This window comes from Streptomyces sp. NPDC051776, assembly GCF_040681345.1.
GTDB lineage: Bacteria > Actinomycetota > Actinomycetes > Streptomycetales > Streptomycetaceae > Streptomyces.
This window is the reverse complement of the sequence record NZ_JBFAYQ010000001.1, coordinates 417,701-441,061: the sequence shown is the minus strand read 5'-3', so window position 1 is coordinate 441,061 and position 23,361 is coordinate 417,701. Positions and strand designations below refer to the sequence as shown.

The window sequence follows — 23,361 nt, the reverse complement described above, 5'->3', positions numbered from 1 at the left end:
GGCGGGGCGTCTAGGACGAACGGGTCACCTGGGCCGCAGCCTGACGGGTCTTCGCCCTGCCGGGGGCGATGATGGGCCTACGTACAACCATTGGCGTACGTACAACCATGCGAGGCGCTCGGCGGTCTCCTCCACTGACCCGGGGGCCCGTGCGGCATTCGCCGCCCCAACGCCATAAGAGATGGACGCAGACGTGACCGAGAGCGCTGGCACGCCCGACGGCTCGAAGGGTGAAGGTTCCGGGGGACCCGCGCAGAGACGCCGGCGGCGCCTGTTGCGCTGGGGTGCGCTGGGCGCCTCGGTGGTCGTGCTGGCGGCGGCCGGCGCGGGCTGGTGGCTCTACCGGAAGCTCGAGGGCAACATCACCACGGACACGGGCACGGCCGCCGAGCTGAAGCGGTACGAGCGGGAGCGCCCGGCCCCGATGGTGCACGACGCCGAGAACATCCTGCTCATCGGTTCCGACAGCCGCGCCGACAAGAACGCGAAGTACGGCCGCGACAGCGGCACCCAGCGCTCGGACACCACGATCCTGCTGCACCTGGCCGCCGACCGGAAGAGCGCGACCGCCGTCAGCATCCCGCGCGACCTGATGGTCGAGGTGCCGCGCTGCCGCGCGCCGGGCGGTAACGAGAACGAGGGGCGCTTCGACCAGTTCAACTCGGCGTTCGAGCTGGCGGGTGCGGCCTGCACGATCCGTACGGTGGAGAACCTCACCGGCATCCGCGTCGACCACCACATGATCGTGGACTTCACCGGCTTCAAGCGGATAGTGGACGCGGTGGACGGCGTCGAGGTCTGCCTGAAGGAGCCCATGGACGATCAGGAGGCGCATCTGAAGCTGCCCGCGGGCCGCCAGAAGCTCGACGGCGAGGAGGCACTGGGGTACGTACGGGCCCGCTACAGCCTGGGCAATGGCAGCGACACCGAGCGGATGGAGCGGCAGCAGCAGTTCCTCGGCGCACTGGTGAAGAAGGTGCAGAGCAACGGCGTCCTGCTCAACCCCGCCCGGCTCTACCCGGTGCTGGACGCGGCGACGTCCTCGCTGACCACCGACTCCGGCATGGACTCGCTGCGCGAGCTGTACGAGCTCGTGCGCAGCCTGCGCCATATCCCGACCGAGAAGGTGCAGTTCATGACATTGCCGCGCCGACCATACTCACTCAATGCAAATCGGGACGAACTCGCACAACCTGATGCGGCACAGCTGTTCAATCTGTTGCGGAACGACCTGGACGTAAAAGTGTCCTCCGGGCCGGAGGGCGCGCAGGAGCGGAAGCCGGGCGCCTCCTCGGACGGACCGGGCGGTGAGCCCACCGGAACGGCACCCACGTACAAGGGCACGACTGCCGCCGGCGGCACATGCGGATAAAGAAACCGAAGGGTTCAGGAAAGACTCGAAGAGATTGCACGGATTGCCCAGTTGTAGGGGAGTGGAATTTGTCACCGGCGTCGCTGAACGCTGAACTGGGCGGATAGTGTGAGCGATCCCGTGGACAGCGACGGAGGATTCAGACAGCCGTGGACGCGCAAGGACGTGGGCGGGCGGGCGACATCGACCCCGCGGACCAGTGGGTGTTGAACCCTGACACCGGCGACTACGAGCTGCGACTGGGGCCTCCCGCAGAGCACTCGGCGCCTCCCACCCAGCGCAGAGCGGCGAACGGGGCAGCCTCCCGTACGAACGGCGCGGCCTCCCGTACGGGTGCCCCGGCGACCCAGCCCTCGCGCCGTCGGCGCGATGTGCCGCCGCAGCGCAAGCGGACCGAACCGACGCCGAGCCGCCGCAAGCCCAAGCCGAACGCGGAGGGCAAGAAGAAGGCGCTGTACTGGACGGGTGGCGTGATGGCCTTCGTCCTGGTCGCCGGAGGCAGCGGAGCGCTGTACCTCTACCAGCGCTTCAACGGCAACATCAGCAAGATCGACGTGGGTGACGCCGGTAGCGGCAGCGCGACGAGCGACGGCCCGGTGAACATCCTCGTCATCGGCACCGACGTGCGGACCGGCAAGGGCAACCAGGGCTACGGCGACTCCGGCAGCGTCGGCCACGCCGATACCTCGATCCTCTTCCACGTCTCGAAGGACCGTACCAACGCCACGGCGCTGAGCATCCCCCGCGACCTGATCACCGATGTGCCCGCCTGCCCGACCAAGCAGAAGGACGGCTCGACCAAGACCATCCCGGGCACGCAGCAGACGCGCTTCAACAACAGCCTCGGCCAGGAGGGCCGCGACCCGGGCTGCACGATGCGCACGGTCAAGAAGATGACGGGACTGTCGGTCGACCACTTCATGATGGCCGACTTCAACGCGGTGAAGACGCTTTCGTCGGCGGTGGGCGGCGTGGATGTGTGCCTGGGCAAGGACATAAACGACCCGGACTCGCATCTGAAGCTGTCCAAGGGCCACCACACCGTCGAGGGTGAGCAGGCCCTGGCCTTCGTACGGACCCGCCATTCCGTGGGCCTGGGCGGTGACTTGAGCCGGATCGAGATCCAGCAGCAGTTCCTCAGCTCGATGATCCGGAAGATGAAGTCCGACGACACCCTGACCGATCCGCGGAAACTGTTCGGCCTGGCCGAGGCCGCCACCAAGGCCCTGACCGTCGACACCGGGATAGGCAGCATCGACAAACTGCGGCAGCTCGCCCAGGACGTGGGCCGGGTCAACCCCAAGAACATCTCCTTCGCGACCATCCCGGTGCTCGACAATCCCGCCGAGAAGGTCCCGAGCACCGTCGTCCTCAACGAGAAGCCGTCGGAGCAACTTTTCTCGATGATCCGGAACGATGTCTCGCTCACCGAGGTCAAGAAGAAGGAGAAGGCGAAGGAGGCGGCGAAGCTCAAGGGACCGAAGGCCGATCCCTCCGAGGTACGCGTCGAGGTGCTGAACGGCGGGGGGCCGTTCGGCGCCGCACAGGACACCGTCGACTGGCTGCAGAACAGCGAGAACGTGCTGAAGTCCAGCAACGGTGGCAATGCAACGGGACCGAAGCAGAAGAAGACCACGCTGAAGTACGCGCCGAACCAGGCCGACCAGGCACGCCGCCTCGCCGACATGATGGGCCTGCCCGCCTCCGCACTGAAGCCCGGCACCGAGGACGCCGAGCCGAGGGCGGACATGACCCTCACCCTCGGCGCGGACTTCAAGGGCGCGGGCACACCGCTGTCCGGTCCGGCGAAAGCGCCGGACGAGGTCAAGAAGGTGAACGCGGCCAAGCAGGTCTGCGCCAAGTAGCCAGGCCCGCCCGGGGCCTGGACCACGACCATGTGAACGGGGGAAGCCATGCGACAGGACAGCGTTCGTGTTCCGGGACCGCGCAGTGGCCCCGGAGCCGAAGAGCTGGGCTGGGACGACGGCCTCTACGAACGGGACGGCGGAGGTCGTGATCCTTCGCCGCCCGGCGGGGGGCACCGCCGCGGCGGCCCCAAGCGTGGGGGCCCGAAGAAGGGCAAACGCCGTGTCCTGCGCTGGTTCGCCGCCACGGTGTCGCTGCTGATACTCGTGACGGCGGGGGCCGGATACCTCTACTATCGGCACCTCAACGGCAACCTCGGCAAGGACGACCTCAACCTCGGGGACAGCAAGCTCGACAAGAGCACGCCGAACGCCGCGGGCCAGACCCCCCTCAACATCCTGCTGCTGGGCTCCGACAGCCGTAACTCCAAGGAGAACGTCCGGCTGGGCGGCGCCCGCGCCGAACGGGGCCGCAAGCCGCTGGCCGATGTGCAGATGCTGCTGCACGTCTCGGCCGACCGCAGCAGCATGTCGGTGCTCAGCGTGCCGCGCGACACCAGGGTGACCGTCCCCAAGTGCACCGACACCGATGACGGCCGGGTCTACCCGAAGACCAGCGCGACGATCAACTCCAGCCTCCAGAACGGCGGCCCGGGCTGCACGGTGGCCACCTGGGAGGAGCTGACCGGAGTCCCGATCGACCACTTCATGATGATCGACTTCGCCGGTGTGGTGGACATGGCCGACGCCGTCGGCGGCGTCCCGGTCTGCGTCGACAACAACGTCTACGACAGCAAGTCCGGACTCCGCCTCAGGAAGGGGGAGTCGGTCGTCAAGGGCGAACAGGCACTGCAGTGGCTGCGCACCCGCCACGGCTTCGAGGACGGCAGCGACATCGGCCGGGCCAAGGCCCAGCACATGTACATGAACTCGATGGTGCGTCAGCTCAAGGCTGGCACCAAGCTCACCGACCCCGGCAAGCTCCAGGACCTCGCAGAGGCGGCCACGAAGGCGCTCACGGTCGACCGCGGCCTCGGCACGGTCAAGAAGCTCTACGACCTCGGCAACGACCTCAAGCGGGTTCCGACGGGACGCATCACCATGGCGACCATGCCGTGGGTGCCGGACCCGCAGAACGCCGCACACATCGTGCCGAAGCCGGACGACGCGGACCGGATCTTCTCCATGCTGCGCAACGACACGGCGCTCGACGGCAAGGACAAGAAGAAGGGTCCCAGGAAGAGCCCCGTCCCCAGTGACCCGGCGGCGCCGAAGGCCGAGATCCCCGTGACCGTCCAGAACGGCACCGGTACGGCCACCCAGGCCGCCGTCACGGGCCGGGCCGCGCTCATCGCCGACCGGCTCTCCCAGCTCGGGTTCACCCAGGCCGCGGCGGATGCGACTCCCAAGTCCCGTGCGGACACCACGATTTCGTACCGCAACGGCTCGCAGCGCGGCGACGCGCTCGCGGTGGCGAAGGCGCTCGGGCTGCCCCCGGGCGCGGTCCGGCACTCCTCGTCCGTGCCGCAGATCACCGTGGTCCTCGGGGCCGACTGGCGCACCGGGACGACCTATCCGAAGTCGGCTGACGGCTCCGGCGGCCCTGACGGCGGGAAGGCTCCGGAGAGTGCGGACACGCTCAACGGCAATGACAAGTCGGCCTGCATGAAGGTCAACCCGGCGAACGTCCAGTAATCCGTAGGGCACTTGACGACCCGTAGAACACGAGCACCGATGCGTACGACACGAGCACAGCGGCCGGCGGTGGCCTCCCCCTGAGGAGGCGCACTGCCGGCCGCTGAGGTCGTGTGCCGACGTGCCGACGTGCCGCGTCAGGCTGGGGTGACGACCGCCGGGCGGCGACTGGCGATGACCTTCCGCGCCAGCGCCCGCGGGCTCGTCAGGAATCCCCAGCCCCAGGACATGTGCATCGTGGCCAGCGCCACCGGGATGCGCAGCCGCGCCGCGAGCGGCAGGCCGCGGCCCGCCGGGACCGATCCCGCGACGATCGCCGCGAGATAGCCGGCCGGGACGGCGAAGCCCCACGCGAGGGCCGGTACGCCCGCGGACAGTCCTGCCGCGCCCGCCACGAACCCCGCCGCGACGGCCGTCAGGGCGGTCGGCGGGGCGAGGTAGCGGAGGTTGATCGAGCCCTCGTGGTAGCGGGCCACCACATGCCGCCAACGGCCGTAGTCCTTGTACTGCTTGGCCAGGGCACGCATGCTCGGCCGGGGCCGGTAGGAGACCTTGAGCTCGGGCGAGAACCAGATCAGGCCACCCGCCTCGCGGATCCGGAAGTTCAGCTCCCAGTCCTGGGCACGGATGAACTCCTCGTTGTAACCGCCCTGCTGCTCCAGCGCCTCGCGCCGGAAGACGCCCAGGTACACGGTCTCGGCCGGGCCCGCGGCGCCGCCCGTGTGGAAGGCCGCATTCCCCACGCCGACCTTCGAGGTCATGGCGGCGGCGACGGCCCGCTCCCAGTCGTTCTCACCCTCGGCGTGCATGATGCCGCCCACGTTCTGCGCGCCGGTCTCCTTCAGCAGCCGTACGGCCGTGGCGATGTAGTCCGGCGAGAGCATCCCGTGGCCGTCCACCCGCACCACCACCGGGTGCCGGGACGCCTTGATCGCCGCGTTGAGGGCGGCGGGCGTACGGCCCGTGGGGTTGGGCACCGTGTGCACCCGACCCCAGGAATTCGACGCCGTCTCGCGCACCAGCTCGGCGGCGATCTCGTCCGTACGGTCCGTGGACGGGCCGAGGGCGATCACCACCTCCAGCGCGCCGGCGTACTCCTGCTCCAGGATGTGGCGCACCGAATTGCGCAGGTGTCGTTCCTCGTTGAGCACCGGCATGATCACGGAGACGGCCGGAGCCCGGGGTTCAGGGGATGCGTTCATCGTGCCTCACGTTACCGCGAACGGAGGACACGCCCGTACGCGGCCGAGTGCAGCCCCGGCCGCCGGCGGCGTGGGTCCTCGGCCGGGCGTACCGCTCGGGCCTAGCGTGGCGCCGGTCGCCCCTGCTCCGCCGAGGAGTCCTTCTCTTGACCGCACCGGTTCGCGCACCCCGGTCGCAGCCCCGCACCCGCGCCCGAATCCGCCGCGTCCCCGGGCCCCGCCGCCCCCGCTGGGGGCTGCGGCTGGCCACGGGCGTCTCCGCGCTGCTGCTGGCCGCCGGCGGCTGCGGGCACGCGGTGGTCTCCCGGCTGGACACGTCCATCGGCCGCATCGACCCCTTCGAAGGACTGAACAACCGGCCCCGCGGGAGCGACGGCCAGAACTTCCTGCTGGTCGGAACCGACGGGCGCGACAAACTGACCCCGGAGCAGCGGAAGCGGTACCACCTCGGCGGTGCGCCCTGTCACTGCACCGACACGATCATGCTCGTCCACCTCTCCGGGGACCGGGGGCGGGTCAGCGTCATCAGCATTCCGCGCGATTCCTACGTCAAGCTCCCGGCGCACACCGACCGGGCGACCGGTGAGCGGCTGCCCACCCGGCCCGGCAAGATCAACGCCGCGTACGCGCAAGGCGGTCCGCAACTGACCATCCGCACCGTCGAGGACATGACCGGGCTGCACATCGACCACTACCTCGAGGTGGACTTCACCAGCTTCATGGAGACGGTCGACGTGCTCGGCGGGGTCGAGATCTGCTCGGCCCGCCCGATGCGAGACCACTACACGGGGCTGGACCTCCCTGTCGGCACGAGCCGGCTGGGCGGCGGCGAGGCGCTGCAGTACGTACGCTCCCGGCACATCGACGGTGCAGCGGACCTCGGCCGGATGCAGCGCCAGCAGCGCTTCCTCGCGGCATTGGTGGCGAAGGTCACCGGCGGCGGTGTGCTGATGAACCCGGCGAAGTTCCATCAGGTCGCCACCACGCTCCTCGGCTCCGTCCGCGCGGACCGCGGCTTCGGCACGGACGAGATGGTGGACATCGGGCGGGCCATGCGGCACTTCGAGCCGTCCTCGTCGGAGTTCGTCTCGGTGCCGGTCGCCGATCCGAACCATCCGGTGCCAGGCCTGGGGGCGACCGTGAAATGGGACACGGAGAAGGCCGGGAAGATCTTCCGCGCGCTGCGCGCCGACCGGCCGCTGGCAGCGCGCGCCGCTCACCGTCGGGCCCCCGCGCTGGTCGATGTGGCGCCCGAGCGCATCCAGGTCCGGGTCGACAACGGCACGGGGCGCGAGGGCCTCGGGCACCGCGTGACCCGTGCTCTGCGCGCCACCGGGTTCGTGACCTCCGGCGCCCCTCGTGACGCCGGCTCCACCCGCCGCACCGTCGTCACGTACGACCCGGGCTGGGACCGGTCGGCGCGTACGGTCGCTGCCGCACTGCCGGGCGCACGGCTGAGGGCCGAGTACGGGAACGGCCCGGTGATGAAGGTCACGGTCGGCGAGGACTTCCGGCAGGTGCGGAAGGTGCGCGCGGAGGATCCGGTTCAGCAGACCGCGGGCCCGGGGGATGCGGATGTGACGGCGGTCACCGGCGACCAGGTGCTCTGCGAGTAGCGGGCCGGGGGCCGCTACCGCACCCAGAGGACCGACGGCGGGCGTGAGTCCCGGGGGCCGCTACCGCACCCAGAGGACCGACGGCGGACGTCAGTCGCCGATGCCCTCGGCGAGGCGCTTGGCGCGCAGTTCCTTGATGGCGCGGCGGCGCGCGAGCCGGTGCGTACGCCGGATCTGGGCTTCCTGGTAGCGACGCTTGTCGCGCTCGGTCTCCGGGATCACGGCGGGCACCGCGCGCGGCTTGCCGTCGGAGTCGACCGCCGCGAAGACCAGATAGGCGCTGCCGACCTGGGTGGCGGGGGTGGACTCGTTCCAGCGCTCGGCCATGACGCGCACGCCGATCTCCATCGAGGACCGGCCGGTCCAGTTGCACTGCGCCTTCACGTGCACGAGGTCGCCGACATGGACGGGCTCGAGGAAGACCATCTCGTCCATGGAGGCCGTGACCGCGGGCCCGCCCGAATGCCGCCCGGCCACCGCTCCCGCCGCGTCGTCCACCAGTTTCATGATCACGCCACCGTGGACGGTGCCGAGGAGATTGGTGTCGCTCGCCGTCATGATGTGACTGAGGGTGGTACGGGAAGCGGAGGTGGGCTTGCCCGGAATCGCTTCTTCCGCGGCCGCTGCCTGATCAGTCATGCCCACCACCCTATGCGGCGAAAAACCGTGACCCCGCCTCTGTGCCTTTGCATCAGATCTGCTACAGCGGCGGTGCGATTCGCCACTCTCCCTGTATGACAGTCGGCCCGAGAAGGCACACTGCCGGGTATGAACGAGTGGCCTCCGGGATGGACCGGCGACAGCAGGGGCGGCTACGGGCGCGGCAGCGCCGGCCGTCCGGAGTCCGCGCGCACCATGCGCCACATCCAGCGTGGCGGAGGTGACAGCGGATACGGCGGGTACGGCGGAGGCCCGTACCGGGCCGAGCCGCCCATGCCGCCCGGCATGTCGCCGCACCGCCCCGCCGTCCCGGGCCAGCGCGGGTACGACTACGACGACTACGCGGACGACGGCTACAACACGGGCCAGGTCTACGGCGGTGGCCGCGGCGGCGGCGACGGCTACGACCCCTACGGCCGCCCCGCCCCGAACTGGCGCCGCCGCTTCAAGATAGGCACCCTGACGCTGCTCGTCGTCTTCCTCGGTGTCTCCATCGCCACGTACTTCTGGGCCGACTCCAAGCTCGACCGTGAGGTCGATCTCAGCAAGGTCATCGAACGGCCGGAGGCCGGCTCGGGCACCAACTACCTCATCGTGGGCTCCGACTCGCGCGAGGGCATGTCCGCCGCGGAGAAGAGGAAGCTCCACACCGGCTCCGCCGAGGGCAAGCGCACCGACTCGATGATGATCCTGCACGTCGGTGACAACGGCAGCACCATGGTCTCGCTCCCCCGCGATTCGGACGTGGAGATCCCCTCCTTCCGCGGCTCGGAGTCCGGCAAGCTCTTCCCGAACGAGGGCCGGCACACCAAGCTCAACGCGGCGTACGCGGAGGACGGCCCGGAGCTGCTCGTGCGCACCGTCGAGGCCAACACCGGTCTGCGCATCGACCACTACGCGGAGATCGGCTTCGGCGGCTTCGCCAAGATCGTGGACTCGGTCGGCGGCGTCGAGATGGACATCCCCAAGGGCTTCAAGGACGAGAAGTCCGGCGCGGACTTCAAGTCGGGCACCCAGACCCTCAACGGCGAGCAGGCGCTGGCCTTCGTCCGGACCCGCTACGCACTGCCCGGCAGCGACCTGGACCGTACGAAGAACCAGCAGAAGTTCCTCGCGGCGCTGGCCAATCAGACCGCCACACCGTCGACCGTGCTCAACCCGTTCAAGCTCTACCCGACCATGGGCGCGGGTTTGGACACCCTGATCGTCGACAAGGAGATGGGCCTGTTCGACCTGGCGGAGATGTTCTGGGCGATGAAGGGCGTCACCGGCGGCGACGGGAAGTCCATGAACATGCCGATCTCGGGCAACACCCCGAACGGCAACCTCCAGTGGGACCGGACCAAGGTCAAGCAGCTCGTCCAGCAGCTCAAGAACGACGAGAAGGTCACGGTCACCAGCAACCGCTAGTGCCGACGGCGCACGGCGTACGAAGGCCCCGGACCGCGGGCGGTCCGGGGCTTTCGCGTGCCGCAGCCCCCGCCGGGGCGGGTGCCTACTTCGGCAGGTTGCGCGCCATCACGATCCGCTGGACCTGGTTGGTGCCCTCGTAGATCTGCGTGATCTTGGCGTCGCGCATCATGCGCTCCAGCGGGTAGTCGCGCGTGTAGCCGTAGCCGCCGAGGAGCTGCACCGCGTCGACGGTGACCTCCATGGCGACGTCCGAGGCGAAGCACTTGGCGGCGGCACCCTGGAAGGTGAGGTCGCTGTCGCCGCGTTCGGACTTGGCGGCGGCCGCGTACGTGAGCTGGCGGGCGGCCTCGATCTTCATCGCCATGTCGGCGAGCATGAACTGGATGCCCTGGAAGTCGGCGATCGGCTTGCCGAACTGCTTGCGCTCCTGGACGTAGACCTTGGCGTAGTCCAGGGCGCCCTGCGCGATGCCCAGCGCCTGCGCGGCGATGGTGATGCGGGTGTGGTCGAGGGTCTTCATGGCGGTGGCGAAGCCGGTGCCCTCGGCGCCGATGATGCGGTCGGCGGGGATGCGGACGTTGTCGAGGTAGACCTCACGGGTCGGCGAGCCCTTGATGCCGAGCTTCTTCTCCGGGGCTCCGAAGGAGACGCCCTCGTCGCCCTTCTCGACGACGAACGCGGATATCCCCTTGGAGCGCTTCTCCGGGTCGGTCACAGCCATGACCGTGTAGAACTCGCTGACGCCGGCGTTGGTGATCCAGCGCTTCACGCCGTTGAGGACGTAGGAGTCGCCGTCGCGCACGGCCCGGGTCTTCATGCCCGCGGCGTCCGAGCCCGCGTCCGGCTCGGAGAGGCAGTACGAGAACATCGCGTCGCCCTTGGCGAGGGGGCCAAGGTACTTCTTCTTCAGCTCCTCGGAGCCGGAGAGGACGACCGGCATGGAGCCCAGCTTGTTCACCGCGGGGATCAGGGACGAGGACGCACAGACGCGGGCGACCTCCTCGATGACGATCACGGTGGCCAGCGCGTCGGCGCCCGCACCGCCGTACGACTCGGGTACGTGCACGGCGTGCAGGTCGTTGGTGACCAGCGCGTCCAGCGCCTCCTGCGGGAAGCGGCCCTCCTCGTCCACCTCGGCGGCGAAGGGTGCGATCTTCGCCTCGGCGAGCGAGCGCACCGACTCACGGAGCATGTCGTGCTCCTCGGACGGCCGGTAGAGGTCGAAATCTGTCGAGCCCGCCAAGGTGTCCTCACTCCCCAGAGCTGCTAACTACCGTTAAGTAACTCGATTCTAGGGGCGGGCATGGGCCGGGCATACGTGAGCTTCACGTGAGCTTGGTGACAGCTCGCTCCCTTCACCGGCCACGTGCCCACCACGGGGCCCGACTATGCTCGGGGCCGCAGTCCAGCCCGACGCCCCGTGGAGCACGCATGGCCCCGAAGATCACTGTGATCGGCACCGGATACCTCGGTGCGACGCACGCCGCCGCCATGGCGGAGCTGGGCTTCGAGGTCCTAGGGGTGGACATCGTCCCGGAGAAGGTCGAGATGCTCGGCGAGGGCCGGGTGCCGATGTACGAGCCGGGGCTGGAGGATCTGCTCGCCCGGCACGTCCAGGGCCTGGAGGGCTCCACGGGCCGGCTGCACTTCACCACCTCCTACGAGGAGGCCGGCGCCTTCGGCGACATCCACTTCGTCTGCGTGAACACCCCGCAGAAGCACGGCGAGTACGCCTGCGACATGAGTTACGTCGACGCCGCCTTCGAGTCGTTGGCCCCCCGGCTCACCCGCCCCGCCCTCGTCGTCGGCAAGTCCACCGTGCCGGTCGGCAGCGCGGCCCGGCTGGCGAAGCGGCTGGCCGAGCTCGCCCCGGTGGGCGAGGATGCGGAGCTGGCCTGGAACCCCGAGTTCCTGCGCGAGGGCTATGCCGTGCAGGACACCCTCCACCCGGACCGGATCGTGGCCGGTGTCACGAGCGAGCACGCCGAGAAGCTTCTCCGCGAGGTCTACGCGAAGCCGATCACCGAAGGCTCGCCCTTCGTCGTCACCGACTTCCCGACCGCCGAGTTGGTCAAGACCTCCGCCAACTCCTTCCTCTCCACCAAGATCTCCTTCATCAACGCGATGGCCGAGGTCTGCGAGGCGGCCGACGGCGACGTGGTGAAGCTGGCCGAGGCCATCGGCTACGACGACCGCATCGGGAGGAAGTACCTCCGCGCCGGGATCGGCTTCGGCGGCGGCTGCCTGCCCAAGGACATCCGCGCCTTCATGGCCAGGGCGGGCGAGCTGGGCGCCGACCAGGCCCTGACCTTTCTGCGCGAGGTCGACTCGATCAATATGCGCAGTCGCGCCCGCATGGTCGAGCTGGCCCGCGAGGTGCTGGGCGGTGGCAGCTTCCTGGGCAGGCGGGTCGCGGTGCTCGGCGCGACCTTCAAGCCGGACTCCGACGACGTACGGGACTCCCCCGCCCTGAACGTGGCCGGGCAGATCCATCTCCAGGGCGGCCAGGTCACGGTCTACGACCCCAAGGGCATGGACAACGCTCGCCGCCTCTTCCCCACCCTGGGCTACGCCGCGACCGCGCTGGACGCGGCCCGCGGCGCGGACGTGGTGCTGCATCTCACCGAGTGGCGCGAGTTCCGTGACCTGGACCCCGCGGCGCTGGGCGAGGTCGTCGCGGAGCAGCGGATCCTGGACGGGCGCAACGCGCTGGACCCGGACGTGTGGCGCGAGGCGGGCTGGACGTACCGCGCCCTGGGACGCCCACGGGCCTGACCGGGCCCCGCCCTGGCCGGGCGTCAGGTGGGGTCGGCCGCCCGCCGCGGTGATCCGGTGCCGGTGCCGTCCTTGCGGTCGGCCCGGCGAGTATGGACGTAGAGCGCACTGCGGTCACCGATGTCCACCGGGCGCGGCAGCGGGAGCTCGTAGCGGACCGGGCGGCGGTGGTCGGCGATTGGCGCTCGGCGTTGTAGACCCGGTTGAAGCGCCACAGCATGCGGGCGAAGTTGGTCTGCCCGCGCAGCAGGTTGCCACCGAGGCCCCGAGGGCCCCGAGCGCGGTGGACAGACCCAGATCTGCCCAGGGCCTCGGGGCGGAAGGAGGCGATCTCCTTGTGCAGCGCCGCGGGCCGAAGGACCTGGAGGTCCACCACGCGTACGTCGTGACCTGCCTCGCGAGCGGCACCGGCCACCCGCTCCAGCCCCAGCGGTTCCAGCCGCAGGAAGATCTCGGAGTACATCAGGGGGCTGGGGTGGACGAGCAGCAGACGTAGGGGGTGACCTCGGTCCTTCGGGGGCGGTGGCGGCACTAGCCGTCCAGGCGCCCGATCGTGACCGTCGAGGGGGCGCGGCGGTGCTGGGTCGACCGAGCGGTGAACTCCGTGTCACGCATCATCCGGAGGGTGTTCTGCCAGGTCAGCTTGGCCAGGTCGGCTTCGGACCAGCCGCGCTCCAGCAGCTCCGCGATCAGCTTCGGATAGCCGGAGGCGTCCTCGAGCCCCGCCGGGTGCGGGCTGCCGCCGGTGTCGTAGGAGCCACCGAGGCCGACGTGGTCCGGCCCGGCCACGACTCTGATGTGGTCGAGGTGGTCGGCCACGTCCGAGACGGTCGCGACGCCCGCCCCCTCCCCGCACACGTACTCCGACTCGAAGGTGACCTTGCAGACGCCGCCGCCGGCGGCCATGCGCTCCAGCACGTCGTCCGGCACGTTCGCGGGGTGGTCGCTCATGGCGAGGGCCGCGGAGTGGGAGAAGACGACCGGGGCCTTGCTGACGGCGATGGCCCGGCGCATGGTGGCGGGCGAGCTGCCGGAGAGGTCGATGAGCATCCCGATCCGGTTCATCTCCCGGACGACCTCCTCCCCGAAGAGGGTGAGTCCGCCCGCGCGCGGCTCGTCGGCCGCCGCGTCCGCCCACGGGGTGTTCCGTCCCTCGGCGAGGGCCATGCGTCGCACGCCCAGCTTGAACAGCGATCGCAGCGCGCCCAGCGAGCTGTCGATGCACTGCCCGCCGCCCGCGGCCAGCAGCGAGGCGATACGGCCGCGCTTGCGGGCCTCGATCATGTCGTCCGCGGTGAGTGCCAGCCGGAACGCCTCGGGGTACGCCCGGATCAGGGCGTGCACAAACTCGATCTGCTCCAGCGCGACACTGACCGCACGGTCCCCGACGACGACGTCGGGAACGGCGACCGACCAGAACTGCGCGGCCACATGCCCCGCCCGGAGCCGGGGAATGTCCGTGCTCACCCCGCCCTCCCCGGTGTCGAGGTCGAAGCGGGTGGGGGTCAGTTCGTGGCCGGACCGCAGCCGCAGCTCCCAGGCGAGCCCGTTGAAGCCGTCCGCCACCGGATGCCGGGCGAGGAACACCCGGGCCCGCGCCGCCGTATCGGGTGCCCCCGGGTCGGGCGTGGGCTCCACCTCGTCACCGGCCGGTGCGGCCGGGGCGCCTGAGGGGGCGAGCGCGTCCAGGAGGGCAGGGGCGAGGTTGGCCATGGCGCGGACTCCGTGCTCGGCGATCGAGGTACGTCGTCACCTTGGCACGGGGGTCCGGGCGTTTCGCGGTGGGAGAGGCGTACGGGTGGTGCGGCGGCGGCCGGGCCCGGCGGGTCTCCTGCGTCCTCGCCCGCCGCAGCGCCTGACAGCGCGTCAGCCGTCCAGCTCCTCGATGGTCGCGTTCGAGGGGGTACGGCTCGGGTCGGACTGGATCCCGCGCGCCACGTCCTCGGCGGAGCGCAGGACCCGTACGGCGTTGTGCCAGGTCAGCTTGGCGATGTCGGCCCGGGACCAGCCGCGGCGGAGCAGCTCGGCGATCAGGTTCGGATAGCCGGAGACATCGTCCAGGCCCGATGGCGTGAAGGCCGTGCCGTCGTAGTCGCCGCCGATCCCGATGTGGTCGACACCCGCCACCTCACGCATGTGGTCCAGATGGTCGGCCACGGTGGCCGCGGTCGCGACCGGGCGGGGATGGGCCTCCTCGTAGGCGCGCTGGACCCTCAGGCCGGCCTCCGTGGTGTCGAGCGGGTGCAGACCGTTGGCCCGCATGTTGGCGTCGGCCCCCTGGGTCCACTCGATCGCGGCGGGGAGGATGAACTTGGGGACGAAGGTGACCATGGCGACACCGCCGTTGTCCGCCAGGCGGTCCAGCACGTCGTCGGGGACGTTGCGCGGGTGGTCGCAGACCGCGCGGGAGGAGGAGTGCGAGAAGACCACGGGGGCTTCGGTGACCCGCAGCGCGTCGCGCATGGTGTCGGCCGAGACGTGCGAGAGGTCGACCAGCATCCCGGTCCGGTTCATCTCGGTGACGACCTCCTCGCCGAAGCGGGTGAGGCCGTGTGCCTGCGGCTCGTCGGTCGCCGAATCCGCCCACGGGATGTTGTCGTTGTGGGTGAGCGTCATGTAACGCACGCCGAGGGTGTGGAGCGCGCGGAGCGTAGCCAGGGAGCAGTTGATGCTGTGACCGCCCTCGGCGCCCATGAGCGAGGCGATGCGGCCCTCGCCGCGGGCGGTTTCCAGGTCGTCGGCAGTCAGCGCGCGGCGCAGATCGGCCGGGTAACGCTCGATCAGCCGCCCTACGACATCGATCTGTTCGAGGGTGGCGCTGACGGCCGCGTCCCCGCTCAGGTCGCTACGGACGTACACCGACCAGAACTGCGCGCCCACACCACCCGCCCGCAGCCGCGGGATGTCGGTGTGCAGGTGTGCGCTCTGATCGGTGGCGATGTCGCGCCGGCCGAGGTCGTAACGGACCTGCTCGCGCAGGGCCCAGGGCAGGTCGTTGTGACCGTCGACGACGGGGTGGGCCGCGAGCAGTTCGCGGGCGAGGTCGCCGTGGTCGGTCATCGCCCCGGCCCTCACCGGCCGAAGCCGAAGCCGGTGCTGCCCTCGACCTTGGCGCGCAGCCGCTTGCCCTTCTCGGCCGCCTGCTCGCCCAGCTCCTCCTGGAACTTCCGCATGCGACTCAGCAGTTCGGGATCGTGGGCGGCCAGCATCCGCACCGCGAGGAGGCCTGCGTTCCGGGCGCCCGCGACGGACACGGTGGCCACCGGGACCCCGGCCGGCATCTGCACGATGGAGAGCAGGCTGTCCATGCCGTCGAGGTGCTTCAGCGGCACGGGGACGCCGATCACCGGCAGCGGGGTCACCGAGGCGAGCATGCCGGGCAGGTGGGCGGCGCCGCCCGCGCCCGCGATGACGGCCTTCAGGCCGCGCTCGGCGGCCTGTTCGCCGTAGGTGAGCATCTCGCGCGGCATGCGGTGCGCGGAGACGACGTCGACCTCGTACGGCACTTCGAACTCGTCGAGGGCCTTGGCCGCGGCCTCCATCACCGGCCAGTCCGAGTCGGATCCCATCACGATCCCGATGACGGGGGACGCCCCCCTGCGGTCCAACTCAGTCATTCCAGCAGTGTCCCTCGCAGATAGTCGGCGGCGTGCCGGGCGCGCTCGCGCACGTCGTCCAGATCGTCGCCGTAAGAGTTGACGTGCCCGACCTTACGGCCGGGCTTCACGTCCTTGCCATACATATGGATCTTGAGCTGCGGATCCCGGGCCATGCAGTGCAGATACGCGGAGTACATGTCGGGGAAGTCGCCGCCGAGGACGTTGGCCATCACGGTCCAGCGCGCGCGGGGGCGGGGGTCGCCGAGCGGCAGATCGAGCACGGCCCGTACGTGGTTGGCGAACTGCGAGGTGACAGCGCCGTCCTGGGTCCAGTGGCCGGAGTTGTGCGGGCGCATGGCCAGCTCGTTGACCGCGATGCCGTGGGTGCCGTCCGGCTCGACGGTCTCGAACAGCTCGACCGCCAGGTGCCCGACGACGTCCAGTTCCTTGGCGACGGTCAGCGCCAGCTCCTGCGCCCTCAGCGACAGTTCCTCGGACAGGCCGGGGGCCGGGGCGATCACCGTGTCGCAGACGCCGCCGACCTGGATCGACTCCACGACCGGGTAGGCGACGGCCTGGCCGTGCGGGGACCGTACGACGTTGGCGGCCAGCTCTCGGACGAAGTCGACCTTCTCCTCGGCGAGGACGGGGACTCCGGCCTTGAACGGGTCGCCCGCCTCCGCGGCACTGTTCACCACCCAGACGCCCTTGCCGTCGTAGCCGCCGCGGACGGTCTTGAGGACGACGGGGAAGCCGTCGCCCTCCTCCGCGAAGCGCGCCGCATCGGCCGGATCCGTCACGATCCGGTGGCGCGGGCACGGGATGCCGATGGCCTTCAGCCGGGACCGCATCACGCCCTTGTCCTGGGCGTGGACCAGTGCCTCGATGCCGGGGCGGATCACGATCCCGTCGTCCTCCAGCGCGCGCAGATGCTCGGTGGGCACATGCTCGTGATCGAAGGTGATCACATCGCAGCCCTGTGCGAAAGCACGAAGGGTGTCGAGGTCGCGGTAATCACCGACGACGACGTCGCTGACGACCTGCGCCGCAGAGTCCTGCGGACTGTCGCTGAGGAGCTTGAACTTCAGGCCGAGGGGGATGCCCGCCTCGTGGGTCATGCGGGCGAGCTGGCCGCCGCCGACCATGCCGACTACCGGGAACGTCACTCACCCAGGGTATCCGCACTCCCGGACCGCCTCCGCCGCCGGTTCGGACGATCCTCCATGTGAGTCCATGTGAAGAAGTCCATATGAGACGGCCGGTCATTCGCGGGTGTCGGCCAGCGGCGAGAGATGCCCCTGGTTAGCATGAGGAACCGGGCAGAGCCGGATCCATGCCAACTACGGAGCCATACGATCACTATGAGTGAACGGCGCACAGGTCGTTCGCGGCTGGAGCAGCTGAAGCAGCTCACACGCGAACTCGCCAAGTTCGGGACCGTCGGCGCCGTCGGCTTCCTGGTCAACTTCGTCGTGTTCAACCTGTGCATGCACGTGATCGGCCTGGCCGTGGTGCGCTCCGGGGTGATCGCCACCTTCATCGCGATCTGCACGAACTACGTCGGCAACCGCTACTGGACCTACCGCGATACGGACAAGAGCCGCCGCACCCGCGAGCTCACGCTCTTCTTCCTCTTCAGCGGCGTCGGCCTGGTGATCGAGAACGGCATCCTGGCGATCTCGCACTACGGCTTCGGCTTCACCTCGACCGTCGCGGACAACATCGCCAAGAACGTGATCGGCCTCGGCATCGCCACGGTCTTCCGCTTCTGGTCGTACCGCACCTGGGTCTTCCGGGGCGCGCCCGGCCGCGAGGCCGTCGCCACGGCCGAATCGTTCCTCGAGCAGGACGCCCTCAACCGGACGAAGTGATCTCGTCCGGCTGGACCGCCTCACGGCTCAGGAAGAGCGCGAAGACCGGCGGGCGCTGCTGGAGCAGTTCCAGCCGTCCGCCGTCCGCCTCCGCGAGGTCCCTGGCCACCGCCAGTCCGAGCCCGGTCGAGTTCCGCCCGCTGACCGTCCGTTCGAAGACCCGTGAGCCCAGGTCAGGCGGGACACCGCGGCCCTCGTCCGTGACCTCGACCACGACCTGGTTGCCGGTGACGCGGGTGCGGATGGCGACCGGACCGGCGCCGTGCATCAGCGAGTTCTCGATCAGCGTTGCCAGGACTTGGGCGACCGCGCCCGGGGTGCCGACGGCCCGCAGGCCCTTCCTGCCCGAGCCGACGATGATCCGCCCCGCGTTGCGGTAGGCCGGCCGCCACTCCTCGATCTGCTGCTTGACGACCTCGTCGAGGTCGAAGCCGACGGCCGATCCGCTGTGCGGATCACGGGAGTTGGTCAGCAGCCGCTGGACGACATCGGTGAGCCGCTCGACCTGCCCCAGTGCGATCGACGCCTCGTCCTTCACGGTCGCCGGGTCATCGGTGGCGGTGATCTCCTCCAGCCTCATGGTGAGCGCGGTCAGCGGCGTACGGAGCTGGTGGGACGCGTCGGCCGCCAGCCGCCGCTCGGCCGTCAGCATCCGCCCGATGCGCTCGGCGCTGGCGTCGAGGACGTCCGCGACGCGGTCCAGCTCCGGGACGCCGTACCGCCGGTGGCGGGGCCGCGGGTCGCCGGAGCCCAGTCGCTCGGCGGTCTCGGCGAGGTCGGTGAGCGGGGCGGTGAGCCGCCGCGCCTGGCGTACGGCGAGCAGGACGGCGGCGACGACGGCGAGCAGGGCGACCGCGAGGATGATCAGCAGCGTACGGCCGATCTCGCCGCTTACCGTGCTCGCGGGCTCCTGGACGACGACCGTCTCGCCCTCCTCGCCGCGCTCCGTCGCCTCGATGACATCGCCAGAGGGCCGCGTCCCGACCTCGACGGGCGCCTCGCCGGGCATCTCGATGCGGGCGTAGCGGTTGGGCGTGATCTGGTTGTTCAGCACCGGGGCGCTGACCCGCTCGCCGCCCAGCAGGCGGCTGTCGACGATGCTGACCAGCCGTACGGCCTCGGAGTCGACGCTCTCCTGGGCGCTGCTCTCGATCGTCCGGGTCTCGACGATCACCAGGGAGATGCCGAAGACGGCGATCACGACGAGGACCACGGCGAGCGTGGAGTTGATCAGTCGGCGGCGCACGGGGCCCTCCGGGCAGGCTCGGAGCGCACTAGCTCTTCTCGAACCGGAAGCCGACGCCGCGCACCGTGGCGATGTAGCGCGGGTTCGCGGCGTCGTCGCCGAGCTTCTTGCGGAGCCAGGAGATGTGCATGTCCAGGGTCTTGGTGGAGGACCACCAGGTGGTGTCCCACACCTCGCGCATCAACTGGTCGCGGGTGACGACCCGCCCCGCGTCCCGTACGAGGACGCGCAGCAGGTCGAACTCCTTGGCGGTGAGCTGCAACTCCTCCTCGCCCATCCAGGCCCGGTGCGACTCCACGTCGATCCGGACGCCGTGAGTGGCCGGCGGCTGCGCCTGGGTGTCGGCCGCGCCGCGGCGCAGCAGCGCCCGTACGCGCGCGAGGAGCTCGGCCAGCCGGAAGGGTTTGGTGACGTAATCGTCGGCGCCGGCGTCCAGACCGACGACGGTGTCCACCTCGTCGGCCCGCGCGGTCAGGACGAGGACCGGGAATCCGTGGCCCTCCGTTCGGAGCCTGCGGCAGACCTCGAGACCGTCCATGCCGGGCAGGCCGAGGTCGAGGACGAGGAGGTCCACTCCCCCCTGCAGCCCGGCGTCGAGGGCGGTCGGACCGTCTTCGCGCACCTCGACCTCGTAGCCCTCGCGACGCAGGGCCCGGGCCAGCGGTTCCGAGATGGAGGCGTCATCCTCGGCGAGCAGTACTCGGGTCATGGACCGATGGTAGTCCGCACGGCCGCCGAGCTGGGGCTATCCGGGAATGCACCGGGACAGGGGAGGCTGGAGGGCGGGCCGGCGTCGAGTGGGCCGCGTGCATTCCGCGTTCACTTGTGACATTGGTCTCAAGGCCTTCCATATGCCTCTATGACGTGACGTAAGGTGTGCGCGCGTCCAAAAGCACTTCAGGGGACCTTTGGCAGTGTTCGCACGCCGGAGGTCTCCTTCGTCTGTGCGCAGAACCGCCATTTCCCCCCACACACGGGCGCTTCACCACTGTGGAGCGTCCCGAACCCACAAGGACCGACCATGGCGTCCAGCCTGACGAAGGGATCAGCGCAGCAGGAGAGCCCTGCCGGCGGCAAGACCTTCTTCGGCCACCCGCGCGGACTGGCCACTCTCTTCATGACCGAGATGTGGGAGCGCTTCAGCTTCTACGGGATGCGGGCCCTGCTCGTCGTCTATCTGATCGCCGACGGCCCCGACGCCAAGCCCGGCAGCCAGGGCGGCGGCCTCGGGATGTCCGAGGCCAACGCGGTGGCCATCTACTCCGTCTACCTGGCGATGGTCTATCTGCTCGCCATGCCCGGCGGATGGTTCGGCGACCGCGTCTGGGGCCCGAGGAAGACGGTCACCATCGCGAGCGCCGTCATCATCTCCGGTCACCTCGCGCTCGCACTGCCCGGCCAGGCCTCGTTCTTCACGGGCCTGGCGCTCGTGGCACTCGGCTCCGGTCTGCTGAAGGCCAACATCTCCACAATGGTCGGCCACCTCTACGACGGACCCCAGGACCCGCGCCGCGACGGTGGCTTCACCGTCTTCTACATGGGCATCAACCTCGGTGCCTTCGCCGCCCCGCTGGTCATCGGCACAGTCGGCCAGAAGGTCGGCTGGCACTACGGCTTCGCGCTCGCCGCGCTCGGCATGGCACTGGGTCTGCTTCAGTTCCTGATCGGCTCGCGCCACCTCAGCGGGAAGAGCAGCGTCGTCACCTCCCCGCTCTCGACCGAGGAGCGCAACTCCACGCTGCGCAAAGGCCTCCTGTGGCTGGCGGTCGCCGCCGTCTTCTACGGCGTCGTGTACTTCTCCGGCCGCTTCACCCTCAACTGGGCGCTGGTGCCGATCACTCTGCTCGGGCTGATCATTCCGACCGCGGTGCTGTTCCGCATCAAGCGCGACAAGGAGCTGTCGGCCACCGAGCAGACCAGGATGAGCGGCTACATCTGGTTCTTCGCCGCCGCCGCCGTCTTCTGGATGATCTACGACCAGGGCGGTTCGACGCTGGCCGCGTTCGCCGAGACCAAGACCTCGGACTCGCTGTTCGGCCTGAACTTCCCGTCCTCCTGGTTCCAGTCGCTCAACCCGCTGTTCATCATGGCCCTGGCCCCGGTCTTCGCCTGGCTGTGGCTGGCGCTGGCGCGGCGCGACCGCGAGCCCGGCACCACGGTGAAGTTCGGCGGTGCGCTGCTGCTGGTCGGTGCCTCGTTCTTCGTCTTCGTCGTGCCGATGCTGATGGCCGAGGACGGCGCCAAGGTCAGCCCGATGTGGCTGGTCTCGATATACATGATCCAGACGATCGGCGAGCTGTGCCTGTCCCCGGTCGGCCTCTCGGTGACCACGAAGATGGCCCCGGCCAAGTACGCCAGCCAGATGATGGGTGTGTGGTTCCTCGCCGTCACCGCGGGCGACTGCGCCACCGGCCTCCTCTCCCTGGGCGGTGTCGACCTCAGCGGGGCCGGCGTCGTCGGGGCCGAGGCGGCCCTGGCGGTCCTCGCCGGATTCGCGGTCTACATGTACCGGCGGAAGGTCGCGGCACTGATGGGTGACGTGCACTGACGTCCGTACCGTCCGTACCGTCCACACCGTCCGTACCGCCTCCGCTGAGGCATGAGGCATGAGGCATGAGGCGGCCCCGGCGAGCGCCGGGGCCCCCTCGCCGTCAACGGGACGGGGTGCAGCGGGAGTTGGCGTCACTGCGGTACGTGTACGGGGACGCCTGCGGCTCAGCGGGTGCCGCGGAGCCTGCTCCACGGGGTGAACGTGAAGACCGCGCCGCCCAGCAGGATCACCGTCCCGGCGACGAGGCCGAGCGCGCGCAGCCCGCCGTTGTCGTTCGCGCCGGTCTCGGCGAGGCCGCCTCCCGAGGCGGAGCCGCCTGCCGTTCCGCCCGCCGCGCCACTCGTGCCGGACCCGCCCGTGGACGAGCCGCCGGAGGCGCCGCCCGGCTGTTCGGAGGTGTCGAGTTCGAGCGAGACGCCCGGGTCCTTGGCCGGGGTGCAGGTGGTGGTCGTGCCGAGGGCCTTCACGGTCAGGACGCCCGGGGTGAGGGTCGCCTTGCCGGTGGCGCCGGGCTTGTACGTGCCCTTGAGGTCGGGAATCTCGATCGGGTCACCGGACTTGATGGGCTCCTTGTTGGTCGGGCCCTCGACGTGGACCGTGCCCTTGTCGGCGCCGCCCAGCTTCACCTCCATGGACGGCTTGACCGAGTCCGCGGGGATGTCGGCCGGGCTGTCCATCACGGATTTGCTGAACTTCACCGTCAGGTCGAAGTCACCGCCGTTCTTCTTGGCGTCGATCCTTACGGGGGAGGTCGCTTCCTTGTCGCCGATGGGGGTCTTGCACTTGTACGGGACGTCGACCTCCTTGCCCGTGTAGTTCGTGCCGTCCGGATCGCCGCCACCGCCGGTGGTCCCGCCGGACGAGGAGCCGCCGGAGTCCGAACCGCCGTCCGTCCCGCCGGTGGAGCCACCCGTGGAACCCCCGGTGTCCCCGCCGGTCGAACCACCGGTCGTACCGCCCGAGGTGGTGCCGCCCGTCGTGCCGCCGCCGTCGGTCACCTTGATCGTGGCCGCAGGCTTGACCTCCTCCTTCGCGGAGCACTTTGTGTCCGTGGAGATGGGCTTGTTGACGTTGATGTTGTAGAAGCCCGGTGCCAGCGTCACCTCACCGGCCTTCTCCAGCTTGAGCGTGCCCTTCATGTCCGACAGCACCATGGGGCTGTTCTTGGGTATGGGCGGGTTCTCCCGCGGCCCCTCCACGGCCAGTTCACCGGTCTGGGCGCCCGTCACCGTGATCTTCCCGGTCGGCTGGACGGTGTCCTTGGCCAGGTCCAGGATGTCCGGGTTCTTGGACGCGGCCTTCACGGTCTTCCACACCACCTCCACCGTGTCGCCCACCTTCGCCGTCTCCGGGGCCTTGATGTCCACCGTGGTGGTGCCCTGCACCGGTGGCAGGCCGGAGATCGGCGGCGGGAGACACTCCGTGGCGTAACTGGCCTCTGCCGCCTGTGCCGGGCTCGCGGCGATCAGGAGCCCCGCACCGCCGAGCATCAGCGC

The 23,361-nt window shown here is 70.0% G+C and carries 18 protein-coding genes and 1 pseudogene; 8 read left to right on the top strand and 11 right to left on the bottom strand.

What is annotated here, in order from left to right:
* Nucleotides 1-181 precede the first annotated feature (181 nt).
* The 3 genes from AB0M26_RS01945 to AB0M26_RS01935 all read left to right on the top strand — a co-directional run bounded on the left by AB0M26_RS01945 (nt 182) and on the right by AB0M26_RS01935 (nt 4,932).
* A complete protein-coding gene (locus AB0M26_RS01945; protein ID WP_365252882.1) occupies nt 182-1,372 on the top strand; it encodes an LCP family protein in 1,191 nt (396 codons plus the stop codon).
* Between the two features lie 149 nt (nt 1,373-1,521).
* Nucleotides 1,522-3,237 carry an LCP family protein gene (locus AB0M26_RS01940; protein WP_365252879.1) on the top strand — a complete coding sequence of 572 codons (1,716 nt, stop codon included), beginning with the start codon at nt 1,522-1,524 and terminating at the stop codon, nt 3,235-3,237.
* Between the two features lie 48 nt (nt 3,238-3,285).
* Complete coding sequence (locus tag AB0M26_RS01935) at nt 3,286-4,932, top strand: LCP family protein (protein WP_365252876.1); 1,647 nt, start codon at nt 3,286-3,288, stop codon at nt 4,930-4,932.
* A 137-nt stretch (nt 4,933-5,069) separates the two neighbouring features.
* Here AB0M26_RS01935 and AB0M26_RS01930 read toward each other — a convergent pair whose 3' ends face one another.
* Entirely contained in the window at nt 5,070-6,134 is a 1,065-nt protein-coding gene (locus AB0M26_RS01930; protein ID WP_365252873.1) for a glycosyltransferase family 2 protein, read from the bottom strand.
* Nucleotides 6,135-6,331: 197 nt separating this feature from the next.
* Here AB0M26_RS01930 and AB0M26_RS01925 point away from each other — a divergent pair, with 197 nt between their 5' ends.
* Nucleotides 6,332-7,750, top strand: coding sequence for an LCP family protein (locus AB0M26_RS01925; RefSeq protein ID WP_365253030.1), 1,419 nt, complete (start codon nt 6,332-6,334; stop codon nt 7,748-7,750).
* Between the two features lie 90 nt (nt 7,751-7,840).
* Here AB0M26_RS01925 and AB0M26_RS01920 read toward each other — a convergent pair whose 3' ends face one another.
* Nucleotides 7,841-8,389 (bottom strand): acyl-CoA thioesterase, encoded by a 549-nt coding sequence (locus AB0M26_RS01920; RefSeq protein WP_365252870.1) that lies wholly within the window; start codon nt 8,387-8,389, stop codon nt 7,841-7,843.
* Nucleotides 8,390-8,518: 129 nt separating this feature from the next.
* Between AB0M26_RS01920 and AB0M26_RS01915 the strand changes: the two genes are divergently transcribed.
* Nucleotides 8,519-9,820, top strand: coding sequence for an LCP family protein (locus AB0M26_RS01915; RefSeq protein WP_365252867.1), 1,302 nt, complete (start codon nt 8,519-8,521; stop codon nt 9,818-9,820).
* An 85-nt stretch (nt 9,821-9,905) separates the two neighbouring features.
* Here the strand turns inward: AB0M26_RS01915 and AB0M26_RS01910 are convergent, their stop codons facing one another.
* The gene (locus AB0M26_RS01910) at nt 9,906-11,066 is read right to left on the bottom strand and encodes an acyl-CoA dehydrogenase (RefSeq protein WP_365252864.1); all 1,161 of its coding nucleotides are present in this window, start codon (nt 11,064-11,066) and stop codon (nt 9,906-9,908) included.
* A 188-nt stretch (nt 11,067-11,254) separates the two neighbouring features.
* Here AB0M26_RS01910 and AB0M26_RS01905 point away from each other — a divergent pair, with 188 nt between their 5' ends.
* Nucleotides 11,255-12,598, top strand: a complete 1,344-nt coding sequence (locus AB0M26_RS01905; RefSeq protein ID WP_365252861.1) for a UDP-glucose/GDP-mannose dehydrogenase family protein — start codon at nt 11,255-11,257, stop codon at nt 12,596-12,598.
* 295 nt (nt 12,599-12,893) lie between these two features.
* Here the strand turns inward: AB0M26_RS01905 and AB0M26_RS01900 are convergent.
* From AB0M26_RS01900 to AB0M26_RS01880, 5 genes and pseudogenes are all read right to left on the bottom strand, one after another.
* Nucleotides 12,894-13,061: pseudogene (locus AB0M26_RS01900) on the bottom strand (hopanoid C-3 methylase HpnR); the annotation flags it as partial.
* A gap of 68 nt (nt 13,062-13,129) precedes the next feature.
* A complete protein-coding gene (locus tag AB0M26_RS01895) occupies nt 13,130-14,311 on the bottom strand; it encodes a dipeptidase (protein WP_365252859.1) in 1,182 nt (393 codons plus the stop codon).
* A gap of 153 nt (nt 14,312-14,464) precedes the next feature.
* On the bottom strand, nt 14,465-15,658 hold the full coding sequence (locus AB0M26_RS01890) for a dipeptidase (RefSeq protein ID WP_365252856.1): 1,194 nt from the start codon (nt 15,656-15,658) through the stop codon (nt 14,465-14,467).
* 11 nt (nt 15,659-15,669) lie between these two features.
* Nucleotides 15,670-16,215 carry a 5-(carboxyamino)imidazole ribonucleotide mutase gene (purE, locus tag AB0M26_RS01885; RefSeq protein WP_365252853.1) on the bottom strand — a complete coding sequence of 182 codons (546 nt, stop codon included), beginning with the start codon at nt 16,213-16,215 and terminating at the stop codon, nt 15,670-15,672.
* Entirely contained in the window at nt 16,212-17,363 is a 1,152-nt protein-coding gene (locus AB0M26_RS01880; protein ID WP_365252850.1) for a 5-(carboxyamino)imidazole ribonucleotide synthase, read from the bottom strand. Before AB0M26_RS01880 ends, purE begins: the two co-directional genes overlap by 4 nt.
* Nucleotides 17,364-17,558: 195 nt before the next feature.
* Between AB0M26_RS01880 and AB0M26_RS01875 the strand changes: the two genes are divergently transcribed.
* Nucleotides 17,559-18,068 carry a GtrA family protein gene (locus AB0M26_RS01875; protein WP_365252847.1) on the top strand — a complete coding sequence of 170 codons (510 nt, stop codon included), beginning with the start codon at nt 17,559-17,561 and terminating at the stop codon, nt 18,066-18,068.
* On the opposite strand, the gene AB0M26_RS01870 is transcribed toward AB0M26_RS01875, so the two are convergent.
* On the bottom strand, nt 18,052-19,314 hold the full coding sequence (locus tag AB0M26_RS01870) for an ATP-binding protein (RefSeq protein ID WP_365252844.1): 1,263 nt from the start codon (nt 19,312-19,314) through the stop codon (nt 18,052-18,054). The genes AB0M26_RS01875 and AB0M26_RS01870 overlap by 17 nt on opposite strands.
* A 28-nt stretch (nt 19,315-19,342) precedes the next feature.
* Entirely contained in the window at nt 19,343-20,023 is a 681-nt protein-coding gene (locus AB0M26_RS01865) for a response regulator transcription factor (protein WP_365252841.1), read from the bottom strand.
* A 312-nt stretch (nt 20,024-20,335) separates the two neighbouring features.
* Between AB0M26_RS01865 and AB0M26_RS01860 the strand changes: the two genes are divergently transcribed.
* Nucleotides 20,336-21,862: an oligopeptide:H+ symporter gene (locus tag AB0M26_RS01860; RefSeq protein ID WP_365252838.1), complete on the top strand. Its 1,527-nt coding sequence runs from the start codon at nt 20,336-20,338 to the stop codon at nt 21,860-21,862.
* 167 nt (nt 21,863-22,029) lie between these two features.
* On the opposite strand, the gene AB0M26_RS01855 is transcribed toward AB0M26_RS01860, so the two are convergent.
* Nucleotides 22,030-23,355 carry a hypothetical protein gene (locus AB0M26_RS01855; RefSeq protein ID WP_365253027.1) on the bottom strand — a complete coding sequence of 442 codons (1,326 nt, stop codon included), beginning with the start codon at nt 23,353-23,355 and terminating at the stop codon, nt 22,030-22,032.
* Between the last annotated feature and the right edge of the window lie 6 nt (nt 23,356-23,361).